Source organism: Streptomyces sp. NPDC001970 (genome assembly GCF_053594115.1).
The window spans coordinates 1-23,289 of the sequence record NZ_JBSFDW010000006.1 but is presented as its reverse complement, the minus strand read 5'-3'; the positions used below and the strand labels follow the sequence as shown (position 1 = coordinate 23,289).

Below are 23,289 nucleotides of genomic sequence, written 5' to 3'. Positions count from 1 at the left end.
CGCGAAGCCCGCCAAGGACCGCGCGACCACGGACGCCGAGGCCGCCCCGCAGGCGGACGCGGAGCCCGCCACCGAGCCGAAGCCGGCTGAGTCCCGCGACGCGAAGCCCACCAAGGACCACGTGGCCACCGACACCGGCACCGAAACCGCCGCGCAGGCGGACGCGGACGCCACCGTCGAGGCGGCGGACGCGCACGTCGAAGGCGACGAGGTGGCCACGGCGGACACCGCGGAGGCGAGCGCACCCGCCGAGGGCCGGGACGAGTCCACGGCGCAGGCCGCGGCCGACACCGGCACGGTGGTCGAAGAGACTCCCGCCGCGCCCGCGGAAGCGAGCGACGCGGACCGGGCAGGCGCGGCGGCCGAGGCGGCGTCGGACGATGCGGAGAAGAGCCCCGCCGACGAGGCACCCGAGCCCCCTGCCCTCGCCGAAGCCGAGTCGGCGGACGCCGGCACGGCGGAGGAGGCCCAGCCCGCAGCTGTGGAGCCCGCAGCCACGGCCGAGGAGCCTGCCGGTGCCGAGGCGGCCGCCCCCGCCGACACCGACGCCGTGGACGACACCGCGGCGGCGCCGCAGGCCGACACCGACGCACAGCAGGAGGCTCGAAAGCCCGCCGGCGACAGCACGCCCGTCGCGGTCATCCCCACCCAGGCCGACAGCGCGCCCACCCAGGACGCCGCTCCCCAGGCCGAGGCCAAGGTTGAGGTTGAGGTTGAGGCCGAGACGGTCGCAGCTGCCGCCTCCGCCGACGAGGCGGTGACGATCCCCGCCGCGCGCGACGAGGCCGCCGCCGTGGAGGCGATCGCTGCCGCCGAGGCGCAGGCGACCACGGAGCCGACGCCCGCCGCGCCCGCCGCAGGCGAAGGCACCGACACCGACTCCGACGCCGACGCCGACGCCGATGTCGAGCCCGCCGGAAAGCCCGCCCACTCCCTCGCGCAGGTCAAGACGCGGGCCGCCGGGCTCGTCGGGGCGTACCGGGCGGCCGGGACCGTGCTCAAGGACACCGGGGTGGCCGGGGCGCGAGCCACGGTGTATCTCGTGCTGGACCGGTCCGGGTCGATGCGGCCGTACTACAAGGACGGCAGCGCGCAGCAGCTCGGCGAGCAGGTCCTCGCCCTCGCCGCGCACCTCGACGAGGCTGCGACCGTGCACGTCGTGTTCTTCTCGACCGACATCGACGGGACCGGGCAGCTGACGCTCACCGACCACGAGGGCCGCGTGGACGAACTGCACGCAGGCCTCGGCCACATGGGGCGCACCAGCTACCACCGTGCCGTCGAGGAGGTCGTCGAGCACCACGAGAAGTCCGGCAGCGACGGACCCGCCCTCGTCGTCTTCCAGACCGACGGCCCGCCGGACGCCAAGCAGCCCGCCAAGCAGGCCCTGGCGGACGCCGCCGCGAAGCCGATCTTCTGGCAGTTCGTGGCGTTCGGGGAGTACGACGCCAAGGGCTTCGACTTCCTCCGCAAGGTCGACGCGGACCAGGACGCCGCCAACGCCGCGTTCTTCCACGCCGGCCCCGACCCCCGCGAGCTCACCGACACGGAGCTCTACGAGGGCCTCCTCGGCGCCTTCCCGAAGTGGCTGAACAGCCGCAGCAGCCGGGCCGCCGGACCGCTGGACCGCTAAACCGCGCCGGGGACGGCGGAGGGCAGGCTCACCCGCACCACGAGCCCGCCCTCCGCGCCCGGCTCCGCCAGCATCAGGATCCGGGTCCGGCACGACGCGGAGGCGACCAGGGCGCGGGCGACGTCGTCCCCGTGCGCGCGCGGCAGCTCGCGGTCGAGGACGACGACGTCGTAGTCGTGCAGCCCCGGATACGCCTGCGCGGCGTCGCCGCTGTGCACGGTGTCGACGGCGAAACCGGCCCGCCGCAGCCCGGTGGCGACCAGCTCCGCCAGCGCTTCCTCGTCCTCCGCGACCAGTACCCGCATGCCCTCTTCTTATCGGACGGGATGTTTCGGGAACGTCTCCGCGGGACGGCCCGGATCCATTGGGTGTGAGTCGATCTTCCGGCGGCCGTTAGGATTTCGACCATGGCGGCCACTGGATCCGAGAAGCAGGGGACGAAGGCTTTCTACGTCTCGACCCCCATCTACTACGTCAACGACGCTCCTCACCTGGGCCACGCCTACACGACCGTCGCAGGCGACGTGCTCACGCGCTGGCACCGTCAGCGCGGCGAGAAGGTGTGGTACCTCACCGGCACGGACGAGCACGGTCAGAAGATCATGCGCACCGCGGAGGCGAACGGCGTCACCCCGCAGGAGTGGTGCGACAAGCTCGTGGAGGAGGCGTGGAAGCCCCTCTGGGAGCACCTGGAGATCGCGAACGACGACTTCATCCGTACGACGGAGAAGCGGCACACGGACCGCGTCCAGGAGTTCGTGCAGGACCTGTACGACAAGGGCGAGATCTACCAGGGCGGGTACGAGGGCCCGTACTGCGTGGGCTGTGAGGAGTACAAGCTCCCCGGCGAGCTGCTGGACGGCGAGGGCGAGTACACCGGGCAGAAGCTGTGCCCTGTGCACAAGAAGCCGGTGGAGATCCTCAAGGAGGAGAACTACTTCTTCAAGCTCAGCGAGTACGGCCCGAAGCTGCTGGAGTTCTACGCGGAGAACCCCGGCTTCATCCAGCCCGAGTCGGCCCGCAACGAAGTCGTGAACTTCGTGAAGCAGGGCCTGCAGGACCTGTCGATCTCGCGCTCGACCTTCGACTGGGGCATCCCGATCCCGTGGGACGAGAAGCACGTCATCTACGTGTGGGTCGACGCCCTGCTGAACTACGCGACGGCGGTCGGCTACAACGAGAACCCGGCGAAGTTCGAGGAGACCTTCCCGGCGAACGTGCACCTCGTCGGCAAGGACATCCTCCGCTTCCACGCGATCATCTGGCCGGCGATGCTGATGGCGCAGGGCCTGCCGGTGCCCGGGAAGATCGCGGCCAACGGCTGGCTGATGGTCGGCGGCGAGAAGATGTCGAAGTCGAACCTGACCGGCATCAAGCCGCAGGACCTGACCTCGCACTTCGGCGTGGACGCCTACCGCTGGTACTTCCTGCGCGCGATCGCGTTCGGCCAGGACGGCTCGTTCTCGTGGGAGGACTTCACCGCCCGCTACACGAGCGAGCTCGCCAACGACTACGGCAACCTGGCGTCGCGCGTCGCCGCCATGGTCGGCAAGTACTTCGGCGGCTCGCTGCCGGAGGCGGCGGCGAACGGCGAGGCCGAGAAGGCGGTCCAGGAGGGCCTGGCCAAGGCCGTGGCCGAGGCCGACCGGCGGATCGGCGAGGAGCTGGACTTCCAGGGCGGCATCCTGGCGGTCTTCGACTTCGTGAAGCAGGTCAACGGCTACATCACGGAGCAGGAGCCGTGGAAGGTCGCCAAGGACGACTCGGAGGAGGGCAAGGCCCGCCTCGCGACCATCCTCTACACGGCGGCCGAGTCCCTGCGGGCCGTGGCGGTCCTGCTGAACGCCGTCATGCCGGACACCTCCCAGAAGCTCTGGGACTCGCTCGGCGCCGAGGTGTCCCTGGGCGCCCTGGCGGACCAGCGTGTCCAGGACGCGGCGTCCTGGGGCCGTCTCCCGGCCGGCTCGACGGTGACGAAGGGCGCGGTGCTGTTCCCGCGTCTGGAGGAGCCGAAGAAGGACTGACGCCTTCGCACGTGCTGCTCGATCGCCGGACGGGTTCGTCCCGAGCCCGTCCGGCGATCGAGGACGGACACGCCGGCGCACCCGGCGCGTCCACGGAGTCCGGGGCGGAGCCCCGGACTCGGAAGGGGCGGGGCGGGGGCAGAGCCCGCCGCAGACACCCCGCCCGGGACGCCACCCGCGTCACCGCGCCAGCGACGCGGCGTCCCCCATCACCACCACCGGTTCCTTCTCCGGGTCCAGCCACCGCAGCAGCTCCCGCATGTGCTCCCGCGACAGCGACACGCACGCCTGCGTGGGCCCTGCATGGTCGACGTGGATCCAGACCCCGCCGCCCCGGTCCCACCCCATGGGCCGCCTGCCCTCGTCGTAGAGCGGCGACGTACCGGGCCAGCGGTTGTAGTTGATGGCGACGACGTAGTCGAAGGAACCGTCCAGCGGCTCCCCGAGGAAGCCGGTGCCGTCCGTGGAGAAGCCCGCGGCCTGGTAGTACGGCAGCTTCGCGCCCGGGTCCGCCAGCCGGCCCCCCGCGTCCGTGAGCCCGAAGACCCCGATCGGTGAGCGGTGGTCGCCGGCCCAGTGCTCGTCGGTCCAGCCCTTCAGCGCGTTGTGGGCAGGCCAGTCCCCTGCGGCGCGCTGCCAGCCCTTCGTCCGGTCGCGCTCGTACAGGACGACCGTGGAGTGGGTGGAGTCCCGCGCGTCGCCGCTCACGACGACGGCCTGGGTGGTGTCGTCCGGGACGAAGCCGCGGGTCGCCGGACCGAGCCCCGGGATCTCGGCGGGCCGCGCCGGGACGGCCTTCCCGTTGGCGGCCTGCGGGTGCGGCGGCCCCGGCGCCGGGCGCGGCGGCGTGGGTTTCGCGCAGCCCCCGAGCAGCAGTCCGGCGGCCAGCAGTCCGGCAGCCGTCCCTGCTGCCGCTGCTCTGGTCAGTACGGTGCTGAGCACTGCGCCATGTCCTCTCGTGGTCCTACACCTGTCCCTGCCCTCCCTTCCCGTTCGGGCCGCCCGCCGTCCTTCCCGCCGCGCGAACGACTCGGAAGGAGCACGAAAAGGAGCCCGGATTACGCGAGAACGCGTAAGGGCCCGGAACCTTTCGGTTCCGGGCCCTTACGTGCGGCTCCCGTGCGGCCTATCGCCTCACGTGGTGTGCCTACTTGGTGGGCTTGTACGGCGTCGGCTTCGCCGGACCCTTGTAGACACTGATGTGGAGCTCCTTGAGACGGGCCTCGTCGACCTCCGCGGGCGCGCCCATGAGCAGGTCCTGCGCGTTCTGGTTGAGCGGGAAGGCGATCGTCTCGCGGATGTTCGGCTCGTCGGCCAGCAGCATCACGATGCGGTCGACGCCCGGGGCGATGCCGCCGTGCGGCGGGGCGCCGTACTGGAAGGCGCGGAGCATGCCGGAGAACTCCTGCTCCACGGTCTCCCGGTCGTAGCCCGCGATCTCGAAGGCCTTGAACATGATCTCGGGCTCGTGGTTACGGATCGCGCCGGAGGACAGCTCGACGCCGTTGCAGACGATGTCGTACTGCCAGCCGAGAATGTCCAGCGGGTCCTGGGTCTCCAGGGCCTCGAGGCCGCCCTGTGGCATGGAGAACGGGTTGTGCGAGAAGTCGATCTTGCCGGTCTCCGCGTCCCGCTCGTACATCGGGAAGTCGACGATCCAGCAGAAGCGGAAGACGTTCTCCTCGAAGTGGCCCGCACGGCGCGCGGCCTCGACCCGCACCGCGCCCATGATCTTGGAGACCTCTTCGGAGTCCCCGGCGCCGAAGAACACCGCGTGGCCGGGCTTGAGGCCCAGGCGCTCGGTGAGGACCTTGACGTTCTCCTCGGTGAGGAACTTGGCGATCGGGCCGGACAGCGCGCCGTCGTCGCCGACGCGCACCCAGGCGAGGCCCTTGGCGCCCTGCTCGACCGCGTACTCGCCGAGCTGGTCGAAGAACTTCCGCGGCTGGTCCTGCACGGCCGGCACCGGAAGGGCGCGTACGTGCTTGCCCGCGAAGGCCTTGAACTCGGAGCCCTCGAAGACGTCGGAGATGTCGGCGAGCTCCAGCTGGGCACGGAGGTCCGGCTTGTCGGAGCCGTACTTGAGCATCGCCTCGCGGAACGGGATCCGCGGGAACGGCGAGGTGACGTGGCGGCCGCCGCCGAACTCCTCGAAGAGCTCGGTCATCAGCTTCTCGACCGGCTGGAAGACGTCCTCCTGCTCGACGAAGGACATCTCGATGTCGAGCTGGTAGAACTCGCCCGGCGAGCGGTCGGCGCGGGCGTCCTCGTCGCGGAAGCAGGGCGCGATCTGGAAGTAGCGGTCGAAGCCCGCGATCATCAGCAGCTGCTTGAACTGCTGCGGGGCCTGCGGCAGCGCGTAGAACTTGCCGGGGTTGAGGCGGGACGGCACCAGGAAGTCGCGGGCGCCCTCGGGGGAGCTCGCGGTGAGGATCGGGGTGGCCATCTCGTTGAAGCCGAGCGCGGTCATCTTGTGCCGGATGGCGGAGATGACGGCGGTGCGCAGCATGATGTTGCGGTGCATGCGCTCGCGGCGCAGGTCCAGGAAACGGTGCTCCAGACGCCGCTCCTCGTTGACACCGTCGTCCGTGTTGATCGTGAAGGGCACCTGGGCGGAGGCGCCGAGCACCTCGACGTCGGTGACCTCGATCTCGATCTGGCCGGTGGGCAGCTCCGGGTTGACGTTCTCTGCGCCACGGGCGGAGACCTTGCCGTCGACGCGGACGACGGACTCCTTGGTGATGTGGCTGAGCGCCTCGTTGGCGGGGGTGCCGGGGCGGGCGACCAGCTGGACCAGACCGTAGTGGTCGCGCAGATCGATGAAGAGGATGCCGCCCAGGTCTCGGCGATTGTGCAGCCAGCCGCTCAGCCGGACATCTGTGCCGACGTCAGAGGCGCGGAGCTCGCCGCAGGTGTGGGACCTGTACCGATGCATCGTCGTTCATCCAGTCTTCGTCGCGAGGGAGATGGGGGCAGACCCACCCAGGTTACCGTCCGGCCCGGGTTCCCCCTTGCCGGAATACGCGTCGGCCGCGCCCTGCCGTGCCCGGGCCCGGCAGGGGAGGCGCCGGTACCCCGGCAGGTAAATGCCCACGAGACGTGAATATCAGTAGGAAAATACGCACCGAGGACGTCCTGGCCGCGCTCGCGACCGGCCTGTGGAGCTGGGACAACGCCTCCGGGACCGTCACCCTCGACGCCGAGGCCGCCCGGCTGCTGGGGCTGGCCCCCGAAGCCGGCACCGTCCCCGTGACCACCGTGCGCTCCCGCTTCCACCCTGTCGACTGGAACGAGATCTACGGCATCGTGAATCTCGCCCTCGCCGAGGGCACCCTCGCCGAGGCCCGGCTACGCGTCGTGGACGACACGGGCCGGGTGCTGCGCACCGTGCGCAGCCGCTCCGAGCAGGTCATCGAGGGCGGCGACTACCAGCTGACCGGCACCCTCCAGGAGGTCGCCGAGCCCCACCCCGGCACGTCCGCCGCGCGCACCCCCGTCACCGGCGACCGGCGCCGCTCCCGTGAGGCGTTCCTGCTGGACGCGGGCCGGGCGCTGGCCGAGGCCCGGTCGACAGCGGAGGTGCTGCGGGTCGCCGCGTCCCTGTCGATGCCGGGCTTCTCCCCGGACGGTCTCGCCGTCTTCGGGACCGAGGGCGGCCGGCTGAAGGTCCTCGGGCAGCAAGGGTACGACCCGGCCGACGGCGGCCCGTTCGCCGACATACCGCTGGACACCGAGTACCCGGCCGCCGAGGTCATCCGCACCGGCCGGGCCCTCTACATCCCGACGCCCGGGGAGTACCGCCGCCGCTACCCGCTGGTCTGGCCGGTCGTCGAGCGCTTCGGCCGCCGCTCCTGGGCCTTCGTCCCTCTGATCGTCTCGGGCCGCACGATGGGCGCCTGGAAGGCGGCCTTCCGTCATCCCGTCGCCTTCACGCCCGACGAGCGGTCCGTGCTCACCACCGTCGCGCGGATGCTGGCGCAGGCCCTCGCCCGGGCCGGGTTCGCCGAGAACGAGCGGGAGCTGTCGCGCTGCCTGCAGCGCTCGATGATGCCGAGCCTGGGGCCGGGCATCCCGGGCGTGTCGGTGGCGGCACCGTCCTCGCCATCGCCCAGGCCGAGCCGGAGCGGCTCTCGGCCGCCCGGCAGCAGATGCGCGATCGGCTGCACGACCGGGCGGACGGGGAGCAGGTCGACTCGGCGGTGCTGTTGGTCTCCGAGATGGTCACCAATGTGCTCGTGCACACCGACGGCGACGTGCTGCTGGTGGCGGAGGCGGCGGGTGAGCACGGGAGCCGGCGGCTACGGGTCGAGGTCTCGGACGCCAGCGACGAGCCGCCGCACAGGCGGCATCCCGGCGAGATGGCGTCGTCCGGGCGGGGTCTGGTGCTGATGGAGATGCTCGCGGGGCGTGGATCCGCGGGGCGACGGCAAGTCGATCTGGTTCGAGCTCTACGAGCCGGGTCCGCCGGAGGGCGCCCCGGAGGCGGTGCCGCCGGGTCCCTCGGTGGGCTCGCCGACGGATTCGTAGCGCTTGCGCAGCTCACCGACCACCCCGAACGCGGCGGCGGTCAGGGGCACGGCCATGAGCATCCCGAGGATCCCGGCGATGCCCGCCCCGGCGGTGATCGCCAGCATCACGACCACCGGGTGCATCTGCACGGTGCGGCTCTGGATCATCGGCTGCAGGACGTGGCCCTCCAGCACCTGTACGGCGAGGACGACGCCGAGCGCCCAGAGCGCGATCACGAACCCGCGGTCGGCGAGCGCCACGAGCACGGCGAGCGCGCCGGAGATGAACGCCCCCAGGTACGGGATGTAGGCGAAGACGAAGACGAGCGCGCCGAGGCCGATCGCGCCGGGCACCCGCAGGATCAGCAGCCCGACGGTGATGCAGATGGCGTCGATCAGCGCGATGAACGTCGTCCCGCGCATGAAGCCCTCGACGGCCCCGAAGGCCCGTCGTGCCATCGCCTCCGCCATGTCGCCCGCGGAACGGGGCACGAGCGCGCGCAGGGTGGTGACCGCTCGGTCGGAGTCACGGAGGAAGAAGAAGATCAGCAGCAGCGCGAGGACGGCGATCGCGATCAGCTCGGCGACGACGCTGATACCGGAGATCACCCCGGACGCGGCCGTCCCGCCGAACTTGGTCAGCAGGTCCTTGGAGTTGGCCGCCAGGTCGTCCAGGGAGGTCCCGGCGGCGCCGAAGTACTTCGTGAGATCCGCCGCGGCCCGCCTGAGCGAGGAGACGATCTGGTCCCCGCTCTCGATCAGCGCGTTGACCACGATGTACATGGCCCCGCCGACGACGGCGACCACGGCGACGCAGGTCAGCCCGGCGGCGAGGGAACGCCGCACCTTCATCCCGACGAGCCGCCGGTGCAGAGGGCCGAGGAGCGCGGTGCCGAGCAGCGCGAGCAGCACGGGGACCACGGCCGTCTTGAAGACGGTGATCAGCCACACCCCGACGGCGGCGACCCCGGCGACGAGCAGCGCGACCCCGCACCAGGCGGCGAGACGTCTCACGGGTGCGGGGAGAAGCGGCTGAGGGGTGGGCTGCGGCGGGGGCACGGCACCCAGTCGATCATCTGCGGTGCGCGACGGCGCGCCCGCCCGGGCCGGACGGGTGACACCTCATCAGATGCCCGGTCACCGCGCCCGGCAGGCGGCGGGCCGGGCACGGTCGCCTGGACGGCGTCCGAGCCCGGCACCGCTTCCGGCACCGCTTCGGCACCGGATCGCGGGGTGTCTCACATACCGTGAACGGCCGGGATGGTCCCGAGCCGGCCCTTCTGGAAGTCCTCGAAGGCCTGCTGGAGCTCCTCGCGGGTGTTCATGACGAACGGCCCGTAGTGCGCCATGGGCTCGCGGATCGGCTGTCCGCCGAGCAGCACGACCTCCAGGTCCGGCGTGTTCGAGTCCTGCTTCTCGTCGGCACGGACGGTCAGCGAGGAGCCCGCGCCGAAGACGGCGGTCTGGCCGCTGTGGACCGGTCGGCGGTCCGAGCCGACGCTGCCGCGACCGGCGAGGACGTACACCAGGCTGTTGAAGTCCTCGCGCCACGGCAGATTGATCTCGGCGCCGGGGCGCAGGGTCGCGTGGACCATGCTGATCGGCGTGTGCGTGATGCCGGGGCCCTGGTGGCCGTCCAGCTCACCGGCGATGACGCGCAGCAGGGCGCCGCCGTCGGGGCTGGTCAGCAGCTGGACCTGGCCGCCGCGGATGTCCTGGTACCGCGGAGGCATCATCTTGTCCTTGGCCGGCAGGTTCACCCACAGCTGCAGACCGTGGAAGAGGCCGCCGGACATGACGAGCGACTCCGGCGGCGCCTCGATGTGCAGGAGGCCGGCGCCCGCGGTCATCCACTGGGTGTCCCCGTTGGTGATGGTGCCGCCACCGCCGTTGGAGTCCTGGTGGTCGAAGACGCCGTCGATGATGTACGTCACGGTCTCGAAGCCGCGGTGGGGGTGCCACGGCGTGCCCTTGGGCTCGCCGGGCGCGTACTCCACCTCGCCCATCTGGTCCATCATGATGAACGGGTCGAGGTGTTTGTAGTTGATCCCCGCGAACGCACGTCGCACGGGGAAGCCCTCCCCCTCGAACCCGCTGGGCGCCGTGGTCACGGCGAGCACGGGACGCGCCTGGGCATCGGCGGGCGCGGCGACGCGCGGCAGGGTGAGCGGATTCTCGACAGTCACTGCAGGCATGGCGGGACCTCCTTGTGCGACCGAGTTTAGTTGAAGACTGAACTTCTTGCCACCCTGAACGCGAAAACGCCCGGGATCCATTCCCGGGCGCGAGTCACGACGGCCGCGTTCGGCCGCACGGCAGCTCATCCGTACATGCGACGCATCGCGAAGTCGACCATCTGCTCCACGGCCTTCGCGTCGAACACCATCCGGTGATCGCCCTCCATGTCCAGGACGAAGCCGTACCCGGTCGGCAGCAGATCGATCACCTCCGCACCGGTGATCACGAAGTACTTGGACTCCTTGCCTGCGTACCGCCGCAGCTCCTTGAGCGACGTGAACATCGGGATCACCGGCTGCTGCGTGTTGTGCAGCGCCAGGAATCCGGGGTTGTCGCCGCGCGGACAGTACACCTTCGACGTCGCGAAGATCTGCTGGAAGTCCTCGGCGGACAGCGATCCCGTCGTGAAGGCCCGCACCGCGTCCGCGAGCGACGGCGGCGACGGCTCGGGATACAGCGGCTGCTGGCCGTACCCGGGCACCTGCTCGCCGTAACCACCCCCCGGCATGCCGGCACCGGGCATCGGCTGCTGCGGCGGGGCGCCGTAGTGCTGCTGAGCACCGGGGTTCTGGTCGTAGCCGTACATGGACGCAAGCCTACCGATCCGGGGCCGCCGCCGGGCCCGGCCCCAGCCCTTCCCCCGTAGGGGCGCAGCGAACCTGCGTACCGGCACCGGCCCCGCCGATGCCGTGAACAGGGTTGACCCGTGGCCGTGAACCCGGCCACGCCCTCGCCCTCCGGCACCCGGGCCCCTGCGGACACACGACGGCCAGGATCCCCCGCATTCAGCGCGGGTACCGCCCCTCGACGGGACCGGCAACCGGCTCCCGAGCGTCCGGACGTGCGGGACGCGTCACAGATGTCCGGTCGGGGTTGCGTCTTATTACCGACGGGTAGCATCATCGTGGCTACCTGCTGGTAGTAGATGTACTGCCGCACGAGGAACCCTGCCTCCCCGATCCTTACGGAGCCGTCGCCATGGGGCACTACAAGTCGAATCTCCGCGACATCGAGTTCAACCTCTTCGAGGTCCTCGGACGCGACAAGCTGTACGGCACCGGCCCGTTCGCGGAGATGGACGTCGAGACCGCCAAGAGCATCCTCGACGAGATCGCCCGCCTCGCGGAGAACGACCTCGCCGAGTCCTACGAGGACGCCGACCGCAACCCGCCGGTCTTCGACCCCGAGACCAACACCGCGCCGGTCCCCGCGTCGTTCAGGAAGAGCTACCAGGCCTTCATGGACTCCGAGTACTGGCGCCTCGGCCTGCCCGAGGAGATCGGCGGGACCACGTCCCCCCGCTCCCTGATCTGGGCCTACGCGGAGCTGGTGCTCGGCTCGAACCCGGCGATATGGATGTACTCCTCGGGTCCGGCCTTCGCCGGGATCCTCTTCACCGAGGGCAACGAGGCGCAGAAGAAGGTCGCGCAGATCGCGGTCGAGAAGCAGTGGGGCTCCACCATGGTCCTCACCGAGCCGGACGCCGGCTCGGACGTCGGTGCCGGCCGGACGAAGGCCGTGCAGCAGGAGGACGGCTCCTGGCACATCGAGGGCGTGAAGCGCTTCATCACATCCGGTGAGCACGACATGTCGGAGAACATCTTCCACTACGTGCTGGCGCGCCCCGAGGGCCACGGCCCCGGCACCAAGGGCCTCTCCCTTTTCCTCGTGCCGAAGTTCCACTTCGACTGGGAGACCGGCGAGCTCGGCGAGCGCAACGGCGTCTACGCGACGAACGTCGAGCACAAGATGGGCCTCAAGGCTTCCAACACCTGCGAGATGACGTTCGGCGACCGGCACCCCGCCAAGGGCTGGCTGATCGGCGACAAGCACGACGGCATCCGCCAGATGTTCATGATCATCGAGTTCGCCCGCATGATGGTCGGCACGAAGGCGATCTCGACCCTGTCCACGGGTTACCTGAACGCGCTGGAGTACGCCAAGGAGCGCGTCCAGGGCTCTGACCTCTCGCAGTTCATGGACAAGACCGCGCCCAAGGTCACCATCACGCACCACCCCGATGTGCGCCGCTCGCTCATGACGCAGAAGGCGTACGCGGAGGGCATGCGCTCCCTCGTCCTCTACACCGCCGCGGTGCAGGACGAGATCGCCCTCAAGGAGGCCGCCGGCGAGGACGCGAAGTCCCTGCACGGCCTGAACGACCTGCTGCTGCCGATCGTCAAGGGCTACGGCTCCGAGAAGGCGTACGAGCAGCTGGCCCAGTCCCTGCAGACCTTCGGCGGCTCCGGCTACCTGCAGGAGTACCCGATCGAGCAGTACATCCGGGACGCCAAGATCGACACCCTCTACGAGGGCACCACGGCCATCCAGGGCCAGGACTTCTTCTTCCGGAAGATCGTCCGTGACCAGGGCCAGTCGCTGAACGCGCTCGCCGAGGAGATCAAGAAGTTCCTCGCGGTCGGCACCGGCGGCGACGAGCTGGCCGGCGCCCGTGACGCGCTCGCCAAGGCCGCCGTCGATCTGGAGGCGATCGTCGGCCGGATGCTGACCGACCTCACCGCCACCGGCGAGGACGTCAAGAACATCTACAAGGTCGGCCTCAACACCACCCGCCTGCTGATGGCCTCCGGCGACGTCGTCGTCGGCTACCTGCTGCTGCGCGGCGCGGCCGTCGCCGCCGAGAAGCTGGAGTCGGCCTCCGCCAAGGACAAGACCTTCTACCAGGGCAAGATCGCCGCCGCGACGTTCTTCGCCGCGAACGTCCTGCCGGGCGTCTCCCTCGCCCGCGAGATCGCCGAGGGCGTCGACAACGAGCTGATGGAGCTGGACGAGGCCGCGTTCTAGTCCGCACGAGGAGTCCGCTCGGGTTCGGTCCGGAACCCGAACGGACTCCGGTCACGGCCGGTCCGAGACCCGCCCGGAATCCGTCCGGAAGCCCTCCGGAGTCCATCCGGAAAACGCGGACGTACGGACTCCGCAGTGCCTCCTCGCACGGGGCCCGCTTCCCTTCCCGGGAGCGGGCCCCGTTCCGTCGTTAAGGTGAACACCATGAGCACCAGCGCACCCTCCCGCTTCGAGCGTGGCCACACCGACGACCTCATGTCCTTCCTGGCGGCCTCCCCGTCGCCGTACCACGCCGTGGCGAACGCCGCCGCGCGCCTGGAGAAGGCCGGATTCCGGCAGGTCGAGGAGACCGACGCCTGGGACGGGACGAGCGGCGGGAAGTACGTGCTGCGGGGCGGGGCGATCGTCGCCTGGTACGTCCCCGAGGGCGCGGCGCCGCACACCCCCTTCCGGATCGTCGGTGCCCACACCGACTCGCCGAACCTGCGCGTCAAGCCGCAGCCCGACATGGGCGCGCACGGCTGGCGGCAGATCGCCGTCGAGATCTACGGAGGGCCGCTGCTCAACTCCTGGCTCGACCGCGACCTCGGCCTCGCCGGCCGGCTCTCGCTGCGCGACGGCACGACCCGCCTGGTCAACATCGACCGCCCGCTGCTGCGCGTGCCCCAGCTGGCCATTCACATGGACCGCTCGATCCACGAGAAGGGCCTGCAGCTCGACAAGCAGAAGCACATGCAGCCCATCTGGGGCCTCGGCAACTCCGTCGGCGAGCGCGACCTCATCTCCTTCCTGGAGGAGGAGTCGGGGCTCGCCGCCGGGGACGTCACCGGCTGGGACCTCATGACCCACGCCCTGGAGGCGCCCGCCTACCTCGGCCGCGACCGCGAACTCGTCGCCGGGCCGCGCATGGACAACCTGCTGTCCGTGCACGCGGGTACGGCGGCACTCGCCGCCCTGTCCGGCCGCGAGGGACTGCCGTACATCCCCGTACTCGCCGCCTTCGACCACGAGGAGAACGGCTCCCAGGCGGACACCGGCGCGGACGGACCGCTGCTCGGATCGGTCCTGGAGCGCTCGGTCTTCGCGCGCGGCGGTACGTACGAGGACCGGGCCCGCGCCTTCGCCGGCACGGTCTGTCTCTCCTCCGACACCGGACACGCCGTGCACCCCAACTACGCGGAACGCCACGACCCGACGCACCACCCGCGCGCGAACGGCGGCCCGATCCTGAAGGTCAACGTCAACCAGCGGTACGCGACGGACGGCAGCGGCCGCGCCGTGTTCGCGGCGGCGTGCGAGCGCGCCGGTGTGCCGTGGCAGACGTTTGTCTCCAACAACGCGATGCCGTGCGGCACGACGATCGGCCCGATCACCGCGGCGCGGCACGGAATCCGGACCGTCGACATCGGGGTCGCCATCCTGTCGATGCACAGCGTCCGTGAGCTGTGCGGCGCGGACGACCCGTATCTGCTGGCGAACGCGCTGGTGGCGTTCCTGGAGGGCTGACGCCCCCGCGACGAACGCGGCGTACGGCGCGCCCCGCCCGCCGTGGGCCGACGACGTCGCGTACGAGGCCGGATACATCGCGGGCAACCGCATCCGGCAGACCGACGTCGAGGGCGAGCGGACGAAGGAGCTGCCGGCCGGGGGATGTGCACGCATGGAGTCCGAAGGACTCCGCGGCCGCAAGGCCACCCACAGCCCAGGGCTGTGGATGGCCGGCTGCCTCGACGGCGCGGCGGGCAAGCCCTCGACCCGCCAGGGGCTGGTGCGCCAGGGGGTGCCTCAGGCGTCCATCCCCGCGAGGACGAGCGGCAGCCGGGTGGCGCCGTCGGCCGTCACCCGGACCGGAACGCCCCAGTCCTGCTGGTGCACATGGCAGGCCGGGTACTCGTTCGCCGGGTCGTCGTCGCAGGACGCCGCCATCGCCGAGACGTGCAGGACGCCCTCCGTCACCGCGGGGTTCAGCTCCAGCTCCCGGAACAGGTCGGTGCCCGCGCCCTCGCCCGCGGTCAGCAGCTCCGGCGGGGTCGAGGAGACGAGCAGCCGCGTCGAGGGCCCGTAGCGGGTGTCCAGCTTCTGCCCGGCCGGGGCCTGGAAGACGACGTCCAACCGCAGCGTCCCCGGAGCGACCTCCGTCGCGGCGCGCTGGGTGCGGTGAGCGACCGCCTCGACACGTACCGCCTCCTCGGGCAGCCGCAGCCGCGTCAACCGGTGGCGGGCCGATTCGACGACCACGATGTAGTCCCCGGCGAGGACGGCGCCCGACGGCTCACGCAGATCGGTGGCGAGGGTCGTGACCTCGCCGCTCACCGGGTCGTAGCGGCGCAGCGCGTGGTTGTACGTGTCGGACACCGCGACCGAGCCGTCCGGCAGTGCGGTCACGCCGAGCGGGTGCTGCAGCAGCGCCTGCTCCGCGGCCCCGTCCCGGTGCCCGAAGTCGAACAGCCCGGTGCCGACGGCGGTGTGGACGACCCCGTCGGTGTCGATCCAGCGCAGCGCGGACGTCTCCGAGTCCGCGATCCACAGCCGGTCGTCGGTGGCGGCGAGGCCGGACGGCTGCGCGAACCACGCCTCGGCCGCCGGCCCGTCGACGAGCCCCTCGTTGGTCGTACCTGCGGCCACCTGGACCGTCCCCGCCTCGGGGTCGTACGTCCACAGCTGGTGGACGCCGGCCATCGCGATCCACACCTTGCCCTGCCACCAGGCCACGTCCCACGGTGACGACAGATCCACCTCGCGGGCCGGACCCGACGTCGGCGACCCCTGCCGCCACTGCCGCCCGGTCCCGGCGACGATCTCGATCGCGCCGCTCTCCGGGTCGTACGTGCGCAGCGCGTGGTTCACGGTGTCGGCGACGATCACCTTGCCGTCGGGCAGCAGCGCGAGCCCCTGCGGCTCCCTGAACTCCTCGTCCCCGATCCGCCGCACGACGGTCTCGCCGTCCGCCTCCAGCTCGACCAGCTCATGCCGGGTCGAGTCGGACACCAGGAAGTTCCCCGACGGCAGCACCACGGCCTTCCCGGGGAACCGCAGATCGGTCGCGACCGGCTCCGGCGGCACGTACGGCCCGTCCCCGCGCCGCAGCGTCCCCTTCGCCCCGTGCTCCGCCTCCAGCTCCTCCACCAGCCGCTCGATGGCATGCGCATGCCCCTCACCGGCGTGCTGCGCGACCACGTACCCCTCGGGATCGACCACGACGAGCGTCGGCCAGGCCCGCACGGCGTACTGCTTCCACGTCGCGAGCTCGGGGTCGTCCAGGACGGGGTGATGCACCTCGTACCGCTCGACCGCGTCGGCGACGGCCTGGTGCTCGGCCTCGTGCACGAATTTCGGCGAATGCACACCGATCATCACCAGGGTGTCCCGGTGCTTCTCCTCGAGCTCGCGGAGCTCGTCCAGGACGTGCAGACAGTTGATGCAGCAGAATGTCCAGAAGTCGAGCACGACGATGCGTCCTCGGAGGTCGGCGAGGCTGAGGTCTTTGTCTCCGGTGTTCAGCCAGCCGCCCTTGCCGATCAGCTCGGGGGCCCGAACGCGTGCACGTGTAGCCATACCTCCATCCAACCGCACCCGGCAGGTACGCATTCCGCATGAGGTACCTCGTACGCGACAAGATCTTCGCCGTCGGCGACGACTACTGGATCGACGACGATCGCGGCCGCCACGCCTTTCTCGTCGACGGCAAGGCGCTGCGGCTGCGGGACACGCTGGAACTGAAGGACCCGGCCGGGCGGGTGCTGATCACACTGCGGCAGAAGCTGTTCGGCCTGCGCGACGCGATGACGATCGAGCGGGACCAGGAGTCCCTGGCCGTCGTGCGGCGAAAGCGGCTGTCACTGCTGCGGAACCACTTCCGGGTGAGGCTCGCCGACTGGACGGAGCTGGATGTCGGCGGGAAGATCCTGGACCGGGAGTTCGCGATCGAGTACGACGGGGAGCTGCTGGCCGCCGTCTCGCGCAGGTGGCTCACGGTCAGGGACACGTACGCGGTGGACGTCGTGCGCGAGGACGCGGACGCGGCACTGCTGATCGCGGTCGCCGTGTGTGTGATCCGGATGGCGGAGCGGGAACGGGAGGGCTGAGCGCGGTGCTCAGGGGCGCGGCGCCTTCTCGCCGTGCACGGCGGTGTATTCGGCGGCGAGCCAGGGGCCGAGGTCGTCGATGAGCAGGGAGAGGGCCGTCGGGTCCGCGGAGGGGCTGCGCGCGAGGGTCGCGGCGGTGCGCATGTGCTCGGCGCGCTCGGGGTAGTAGCGGCCGAAGACGGCGGCGGACTCGGTGAGGTCGCTGGTCCAGCCGGCCCAGCGGGGCATGACCAGGGTGAAGCCGGTGCGGACGAGGCGTCGGGCGGCGAAGCGGCTGAGGGCTTCGCGTTCGGGGGCCGTGCGGGCCGCGGCCGCGCGGACGCTCCAGCGCGGGAGCACGAGGGCGAGGTCGCCGTTCGTCTCGCGGGCCAGCAGGGAGGTGGGCCGGTACCGGGGCAGTCGCGCGGCGAGGTCGGTGCCGAGCAGCGGGGTGCAGAGGCAGGCGACGAAGAAGCCGAGGTCGTGGCGTTCGAGGTCGCCGAGCAGGGTGCGGGTGCTGTGCAGGAGGATGCCGACGCCGGCGATCTCGGGGAACGCGTCGTCGAGCGTGGCCTCGATCCTCCCTGCGTCGGCGCGGTCGGTTCCGGTGGGTTCCGCGTGCAGGGCGAGGAGGAGGTCGAGGTCGGAGACGCCAGGGGTGGCGGTGCCGCGGGGGACGCTGCCGTAGAGGTAGGCGCTGTGCAGCCGGGTGCTCCCGAAGGTCTCGGCGATCCGTGCGCGGGCAGCCGCCACGACGGGCACGAAGGCGTCCGGCACCCGGCTCGGCGCGCCCTCGCGGGCGATCGTCCCGTCGCGGTCCAGCCCGCGCGACGCGCTCACCACGACGCACTCACCACGACGCGCTCACCAGGACGCGCTCACCAGGACAGGCTCACCACGACACGCTCCGCGGCGTGCTCACCGCGGTGCCGGGAGACCCAGCACGCGGTCCTTGAGGGCCGGGAACTGCTCGCGGGTCGTGGCGACCTTCGACGGGTCGAGGTCGACCGTGAGGACCTCCTCCGCCGCGCCCGCCTCCGCGAGGACCTTGCCCCAGGGGTCGACGACGATGCTGTGGCCGGCCTGTTCGACGCCCGCGTGGGTGCCGGAGCTGCCGACGGCGAGGACGTACGCCTGGTTCTCGACGGCGCGGGCCTGCGCGAGGAGGGTCCAGTGGGCGCGACGGCGCTCGGGCCAGCCGGCCGCGACGACGAGGACGTCCGCGCCCGCGTCGACGAGGCCCCGGAAGAGTTCGGGGAAGCGGAGGTCGTAGCAGGTGGCGAGGCCGAGCGTGGCGTCGGGCAGCGGGACGGTGACGAGCTCGGTGCCCGCGGCCATCATCACCGCCTCGCCCTTGTCGAAGCCGAAGCGGTGGATCTTGCGGTAGACCCGGGCGAGCTCGCCGGTGGGGGAGAAGACCAGGGAGGTGTTGTAGAGCGGGCCGTCACTCGCGGCGGAGCCCGTGCCGGACGCCCGTTCGACGACGGAGCCTGCGTGCAGCCAGACGCCCGCGTCGCTCGCCGCCTTGGACATCACCTCGTACGTCGGGCCTTCGAGCGGCTCCGCCTCCGTCGCGAAAAGCTCGTACGCGAAGGCTCCCACCGGCCACAGCTCGGGCAGCACGACGACGTCGGCGCCGGCCTGCTCGCGCACGAGAGACGCGGCTCGCTGCCTGCGGGATTCGACCGATTCGCCCGGGTCTACTGCGATCTGGATCAGCGAGGCGCGCACACTACCACCGTCCTGGCATTCGAGCCGTCTGCACGGCCTACGATCGTCACACGAAAGCACTGCCGGGGTGCCCACAGGCAGCGTACTGTTCTCTCCCGGGGGGCCACCCCCGGACCCCCACAGCTGCCCAGCACCCAGCCCGCGCACAACCGCCGAGGGGTTCCGTGACCGTCCATCCCAGTCTCCAGACCTACGCCGACGCCTGGGCCCACTCCGTCGAAGCGATATCCGAGCTGGTGCAGCCGCTCGTGGAAGGCGAGTGGAACCGCGCGACCCCGTGCCCCGGATGGTCGGTGCGCGACATCGTGTCGCATGTCATCGGCATGGAGTGCGAGATGCTCGGTGACCCGAGGCCGATCCACACCCTGCCCCGCGATCTCTACCACGTACGCAGTGAGTTCTCGCGCTACATGGAGATGCAGGTCGATGTGCGCCGTCACCACACGGCGCCCGAGATGACCGCCGAGCTGGAGTACACGATCATCCGGCGCAACCGGCAGCTGCGGAACGAGAGCCGTTCGCCCGAGACCATGGTCCGCGCCCCGCTCGGTGCCGAGCAGACGCTGGAACTGGCGTACCAGATGCGGGCCTTCGACATCTGGGTGCACGAGCAGGATCTGCGGACGACGCTCGGCAAGCCGGGCAACCTGGACTCCCCCGGCGCCCTCGTCGCCCGTGACAACTTCCTCGCGATCCTGCCGAAGGTCGTCGCCAAGGACGCGGGCGCCCCGCCGAACTCGGCGGTCGTCTTCGACGTCAGCGGGCCCGTGGACTTCCTGCGGACCGTCCGCGTCGACGCGGACGGACACGGCACGATCGACGGCGCTCCCTCGCTGGGCCCGGCCGTGACGTTGGCGCTGGACTGGGAGACGTACGTACGGCTCGCCGCCGGCCGGGTCAGGCCCGCGGCCGTCGCCGACCGGATCAAGGTCGAGGGCGACGCGGATCTGGCCGGGGCGATCCTGGACTCGTTCGCGATCACGCCGTAACCGATGCAGGCGCGGCGCGGGCGGGGCCGTCCCGAGGGCCCCGCGGCGGCGCGCCGGCGGCACCGCGCCGTCGTGGCCGCGTCGCCTGAGTGACGCCCGCTCACACCGGTACGTGCACAGCCTCCACGCGGCTCGCCACGAGCCGTTCCCGCTCGCGCCGCACCGTGCGCGCCCGCAGCCGCAGGATCTGGATCATGCCCAGCGTCTCCAGCACGAAGACGGACGAGAACGCGATCCGGTAGTTGTCGCCGGTCGCGTCCAGCAGCACGCCGACGGCGAGCAACGTGGTCATCGAGGCGGTGAAACCGCCCATGTTGACGATCCCGGACGCCGTGCCCTGCCGTCCCGGCGGATTCGCGGGGCGGGCGAAGTCGAAGCCGATCATCGAGGCGGGCCCGCAGGAGCCGAGCACCGTGCACAGGGTGATGAGCAGCCACATCGGCGCCTGTTCACCGGGGTACGCAAGGGTGGCGCCCCACACCGCGGCCGTCAGCCCCACCGTGCCGAGTGCCAGCGGTGCCCTTGCGGCATGGTGCCGGGCGATGACCTGTCCGTAGACGAGGCCCACGACCATGTTCGCGACGACCACGAGCGTGAGCAGTTCGCCCGCGGTCTCCCGGGACAGTCCTTGCGCCTCGACGAGGAACGGCAGCCCCCACAGCAGCAGGAACACCATGGCGGGGAACTGCGTGGTGAAGTGCACCCACATGCCCAGCCGGGTGCCGGGCTCGCTCCAGGACTCGGCGATCTGCCTGCGGACGAAGGCGGCCCCGGCATGCGTCGCCGGGGCGGGCTCGTGGCCCTCGGGGTGGTCCTTGAGGAAGAGCAGCATCAGGACGAGGACGATCACGCCGGCGGCCGCGCTCCCGGCGAACGTCGCGGTCCAGCCGAGTCCGTGCAGCAGCCGCGAGATGAGGATGGTCGAGACGAGGTTGCCCGCCACGCCGAACAGTGCGGCGATCTGGGCTATCAGCGGTCCCCGTCGCGCGGGGAACCAGCGCGAGCCGAGCCGCAGCACGCTGATGAAGGTCATCGCGTCGCCGCAGCCGAGCAGTGCGCGGGAGGCGAGGGCCATGCCGTAGGAGGGGGAGAGCGCGAAGCCGAGCTGTCCCGCGGTGAACAGGACGACGCCGAGGGTGAGGACCTTCTTGGTGCCGAGCCGGTCGACCATGAGGCCGACGGGGATCTGCATGCCCGCGTACACGAGCAGTTGGAGGATGGAGAAGGTGGAGAGGGCGGAGGCGTTGATGTCGAAGCGGTCGGCGGCGTCGAGGCCCGCGACGCCCAGGGACGTACGGAAGATGACGGCGACGAAGTAGACGGCGACGCCGATGCCCCAGACGGTGTAGGCGCGGCGGCCCCCGGGTGGATCGCCCGGCAGGGACACGGCGGCGGCGGTCATCGCTCCTCACCCCGCACCAGCACCTTGACCCAGCTCAGGTGCCGGTGCACACAGGCCGCCGCGGCCTCGGTGTCACCGGTTCTGATGGCGTCCAGCATGTCGGCGTGCTCGGTGATGTTCTTGGTGACACGGTCGGGCTGTGCGTGCATCAGGGCGACGCCCATGCGCAGCTGGCGGTCGCGCAGCTGGTCGTAGAGGCGGGAGAGGATCTCGTTGCCGGCGTTGCGCACGATCTCGGCGTGGAACGCTCGGTCGGTCGCGGAGACGGCGGCGAGGTCGCCGGCCTCGGCGTGCTGCCGCTGCCGCTCCACGAGCTCCTCCAGCCGCTCGACGAGCGAGGGCGGCGCGGGCACGGCCCTGCGGACGGCGAACTCCTCGACCAGCATCCGGGTTTCGATGACGTCCGATATCTCCTGTGCGGAGACGGCGAGGACGAGCGCGCCCTTCTTCGGGTAGAGCTTGAGCAGCCCTTCCATCTCCAGCTTCAGCAGGGCCTCGCGCACCGGGGTCCTGGACACGCCGACGGCCTCGGCGAGCTCGCCTTCGGTGAGGAGCGTTCCGCCCTTGTAACGGCGGTCGAGAACCGCCTGCTTGATGTGCGTGTAGACACGTTCGGCGGCGGGTGCGGCGGGCATGCGCACAGCTTAGATACAACAGGGGTGCATCCAGAAGTCGTGTCCACGATGCAGGATGCGGAGAACTTTTCGGGTTCCGTACATCCTTCTGCCACCCTCATGTGTCTCGTTCGTGGGCCCTGGTTTCCCTCGGGCCCCACAGACACCTTTCAGCACTTACGCGAACTCGGAGCGTTCCCTTTGAACTACAGCTTCACGGGCGTGCGCAGAGCCGCCGCGGTCACCCTCGCATCCGGCGTCCTGCTGACCGTCTCGCCGATGGCCGCTTCGCCCGCCCAGGCGGCCACCGCGCCGACCGTCTCCGCCGGCGGCGCGTACATGATGGTCAGCTCGGACGGCACGCCGCTGTACAACAAGAGCGCGGACACCAGGCGCCAGATGGCCAGCACGACGAAGATCATGACGGCCGCCGTGGTGCTGTCCACCCCGGGCGTCAACCTCGACCAGAAGGTGACGTCCAAGCAGGCCTACCGCGACTACGTGACGGCCAAGGGAGCCAGCACCGCGGACCTGCGCAGCGGTGACGTCCTCACCGTGCGCCAGCTGCTCTACGCGACCATGCTGCCGTCCGGCTGCGACGCGGCCATGGCCCTCGCCGAGACCTACGGCACCGGCACCACCCGCACTGCCCGTGTCCAGTCCTTCATCGGCAAGATGAACGCGAAGGCCACCGAGCTGGGCCTGAAGAACACGAAGTTCGACTCGTTCGACGGCAACTCGACGACGGGCAACAACTACACCACCCCGCGCGAGCTGGCGAAGATCGCCCGTTACGCGATGAACAACGTCAACTTCCGTGCCGTCGTCAAGGCGACCTCCTACAAGGCCTCCGCGAAGACGAGCACCGGCGGCACCCGCACGTACACCTGGTACAACACGAACCAGCTGCTCGGCTCCTACAGCGGCGCCAACGGCCTCAAGACCGGCACGAACACGCCGGCCGGCCCCTGCCTCGTCTTCGCGGCCACCCGCGGCACGAAGACCCTCATCGGTGTCGTCCTGAACGACTCCAACCGCTACACCGACGCGGCGAAGATGCTGGACTACGGCTTCGGCACCACCACCGCCGGCACGATGCAGCTGCGGAAGCTGCCGCAGGGCGCACAGCGCGACTGATCGCGCGGCGCTCGACCGAACGCGCTCTCCCCGGGGTGCGGGGGGGGGGGGGGCGCCCCCCCCCCCCCCCCGGGCGCCCAACGAGGCGGAGAACACCCGCGCCGGCCCCCCCCGAGGCGGGGGGGCGGCGGGCGGGCGGCGGGG

Annotated in this window: 17 protein-coding genes and 2 pseudogenes; 8 read left to right on the top strand and 11 right to left on the bottom strand. The window is 71.1% G+C overall.

Annotated features, from left to right (window positions below; all coding sequences use genetic code 11):
* On the top strand, window positions 1-1,633 hold a 1,633-nt coding region (locus ACWCP0_RS09725; protein WP_451078321.1), incomplete at its 5' end, for a VWA domain-containing protein.
* Between the two features lie 53 nt (window positions 1,634-1,686).
* Here ACWCP0_RS09725 and ACWCP0_RS09720 read toward each other — a convergent pair.
* Window positions 1,687-1,938 (bottom strand): annotated as a pseudogene (locus tag ACWCP0_RS09720) (response regulator); the annotation flags it as partial.
* A gap of 102 nt (window positions 1,939-2,040) precedes the next feature.
* Between ACWCP0_RS09720 and metG the strand changes: the two are divergent.
* Window positions 2,041-3,657 carry a methionine--tRNA ligase gene (gene metG / locus ACWCP0_RS09715; RefSeq protein ID WP_451078320.1) on the top strand — a complete coding sequence of 539 codons (1,617 nt, stop codon included), beginning with the start codon at window positions 2,041-2,043 and terminating at the stop codon, window positions 3,655-3,657.
* A gap of 180 nt (window positions 3,658-3,837) precedes the next feature.
* Here metG and ACWCP0_RS09710 read toward each other — a convergent pair whose 3' ends face one another.
* Together ACWCP0_RS09710 and aspS are read right to left on the bottom strand one after the other, a co-directional pair.
* A complete protein-coding gene (locus tag ACWCP0_RS09710) occupies window positions 3,838-4,599 on the bottom strand; it encodes a L,D-transpeptidase family protein (protein WP_451078319.1) in 762 nt (253 codons plus the stop codon).
* A 205-nt stretch (window positions 4,600-4,804) separates the two neighbouring features.
* A complete protein-coding gene (gene aspS, locus ACWCP0_RS09705) occupies window positions 4,805-6,592 on the bottom strand; it encodes an aspartate--tRNA ligase (RefSeq protein WP_451078318.1) in 1,788 nt (595 codons plus the stop codon).
* A gap of 182 nt (window positions 6,593-6,774) precedes the next feature.
* On the opposite strand from aspS, the pseudogene ACWCP0_RS09700 reads away from it, so the two are divergent.
* Window positions 6,775-8,184: pseudogene (locus ACWCP0_RS09700) on the top strand (GAF domain-containing protein).
* On the opposite strand, the gene ACWCP0_RS09695 reads toward ACWCP0_RS09700, so the two are convergent.
* The 3 genes from ACWCP0_RS09695 to ACWCP0_RS09685 all read right to left on the bottom strand — a co-directional run bounded on the left by ACWCP0_RS09695 (window position 8,106) and on the right by ACWCP0_RS09685 (window position 10,989).
* The gene (locus ACWCP0_RS09695; RefSeq protein WP_451078317.1) at window positions 8,106-9,179 is read right to left on the bottom strand and encodes an AI-2E family transporter; all 1,074 of its coding nucleotides are present in this window, start codon (window positions 9,177-9,179) and stop codon (window positions 8,106-8,108) included. The pseudogene ACWCP0_RS09700 and the gene ACWCP0_RS09695 sit on opposite strands and share 79 nt — an antisense overlap.
* A gap of 224 nt (window positions 9,180-9,403) precedes the next feature.
* Window positions 9,404-10,360, bottom strand: coding sequence for a pirin family protein (locus tag ACWCP0_RS09690; protein WP_451078316.1), 957 nt, complete (start codon window positions 10,358-10,360; stop codon window positions 9,404-9,406).
* A 125-nt stretch (window positions 10,361-10,485) separates the two neighbouring features.
* Complete coding sequence (locus tag ACWCP0_RS09685) at window positions 10,486-10,989, bottom strand: SseB family protein (protein ID WP_351228009.1); 504 nt, start codon at window positions 10,987-10,989, stop codon at window positions 10,486-10,488.
* A 392-nt stretch (window positions 10,990-11,381) separates the two neighbouring features.
* Between ACWCP0_RS09685 and ACWCP0_RS09680 the strand changes: the two genes are divergently transcribed.
* Both ACWCP0_RS09680 and ACWCP0_RS09675 read left to right on the top strand, forming a co-directional pair.
* Entirely contained in the window at window positions 11,382-13,208 is a 1,827-nt protein-coding gene (locus ACWCP0_RS09680) for an acyl-CoA dehydrogenase (protein WP_451078315.1), read from the top strand.
* A gap of 204 nt (window positions 13,209-13,412) precedes the next feature.
* The gene (locus tag ACWCP0_RS09675; protein ID WP_451078314.1) at window positions 13,413-14,714 is read left to right on the top strand and encodes a M18 family aminopeptidase; all 1,302 of its coding nucleotides are present in this window, start codon (window positions 13,413-13,415) and stop codon (window positions 14,712-14,714) included.
* Between the two features lie 279 nt (window positions 14,715-14,993).
* On the opposite strand, the gene ACWCP0_RS09670 is transcribed toward ACWCP0_RS09675, so the two are convergent.
* A complete protein-coding gene (locus tag ACWCP0_RS09670; protein WP_451078313.1) occupies window positions 14,994-16,763 on the bottom strand; it encodes an NHL domain-containing thioredoxin family protein in 1,770 nt (589 codons plus the stop codon).
* A gap of 38 nt (window positions 16,764-16,801) precedes the next feature.
* Between ACWCP0_RS09670 and ACWCP0_RS09665 the strand changes: the two genes are divergently transcribed.
* Window positions 16,802-17,293 (top strand): LURP-one-related/scramblase family protein, encoded by a 492-nt coding sequence (locus ACWCP0_RS09665; protein ID WP_451078312.1) that lies wholly within the window; start codon window positions 16,802-16,804, stop codon window positions 17,291-17,293.
* 9 nt (window positions 17,294-17,302) lie between these two features.
* Here ACWCP0_RS09665 and ACWCP0_RS09660 read toward each other — a convergent pair whose 3' ends face one another.
* Both ACWCP0_RS09660 and ACWCP0_RS09655 read right to left on the bottom strand, forming a co-directional pair.
* Complete coding sequence (locus tag ACWCP0_RS09660; RefSeq protein ID WP_451078311.1) at window positions 17,303-18,112, bottom strand: nucleotidyltransferase domain-containing protein; 810 nt, start codon at window positions 18,110-18,112, stop codon at window positions 17,303-17,305.
* Between the two features lie 78 nt (window positions 18,113-18,190).
* A complete protein-coding gene (locus ACWCP0_RS09655; RefSeq protein ID WP_451078310.1) occupies window positions 18,191-19,003 on the bottom strand; it encodes a carbon-nitrogen family hydrolase in 813 nt (270 codons plus the stop codon).
* Between the two features lie 164 nt (window positions 19,004-19,167).
* Here ACWCP0_RS09655 and ACWCP0_RS09650 point away from each other — a divergent pair, with 164 nt between their 5' ends.
* On the top strand, window positions 19,168-19,992 hold the full coding sequence (locus ACWCP0_RS09650; RefSeq protein WP_451078309.1) for a maleylpyruvate isomerase family mycothiol-dependent enzyme: 825 nt from the start codon (window positions 19,168-19,170) through the stop codon (window positions 19,990-19,992).
* Between the two features lie 100 nt (window positions 19,993-20,092).
* Here the strand turns inward: ACWCP0_RS09650 and ACWCP0_RS09645 are convergent, their stop codons facing one another.
* The gene (locus ACWCP0_RS09645) at window positions 20,093-21,394 is read right to left on the bottom strand and encodes an MFS transporter (protein WP_451078308.1); all 1,302 of its coding nucleotides are present in this window, start codon (window positions 21,392-21,394) and stop codon (window positions 20,093-20,095) included.
* Complete coding sequence (locus ACWCP0_RS09640; protein ID WP_451078307.1) at window positions 21,391-22,029, bottom strand: GntR family transcriptional regulator; 639 nt, start codon at window positions 22,027-22,029, stop codon at window positions 21,391-21,393. The genes ACWCP0_RS09645 and ACWCP0_RS09640 overlap by 4 nt, the downstream gene beginning before the upstream one ends.
* 180 nt (window positions 22,030-22,209) lie before the next feature.
* On the opposite strand from ACWCP0_RS09640, the gene ACWCP0_RS09635 reads away from it, so the two are divergent.
* Complete coding sequence (locus ACWCP0_RS09635) at window positions 22,210-23,145, top strand: D-alanyl-D-alanine carboxypeptidase family protein (protein ID WP_451078306.1); 936 nt, start codon at window positions 22,210-22,212, stop codon at window positions 23,143-23,145.
* The last annotated feature ends 144 nt before the right edge of the window (window positions 23,146-23,289 follow it).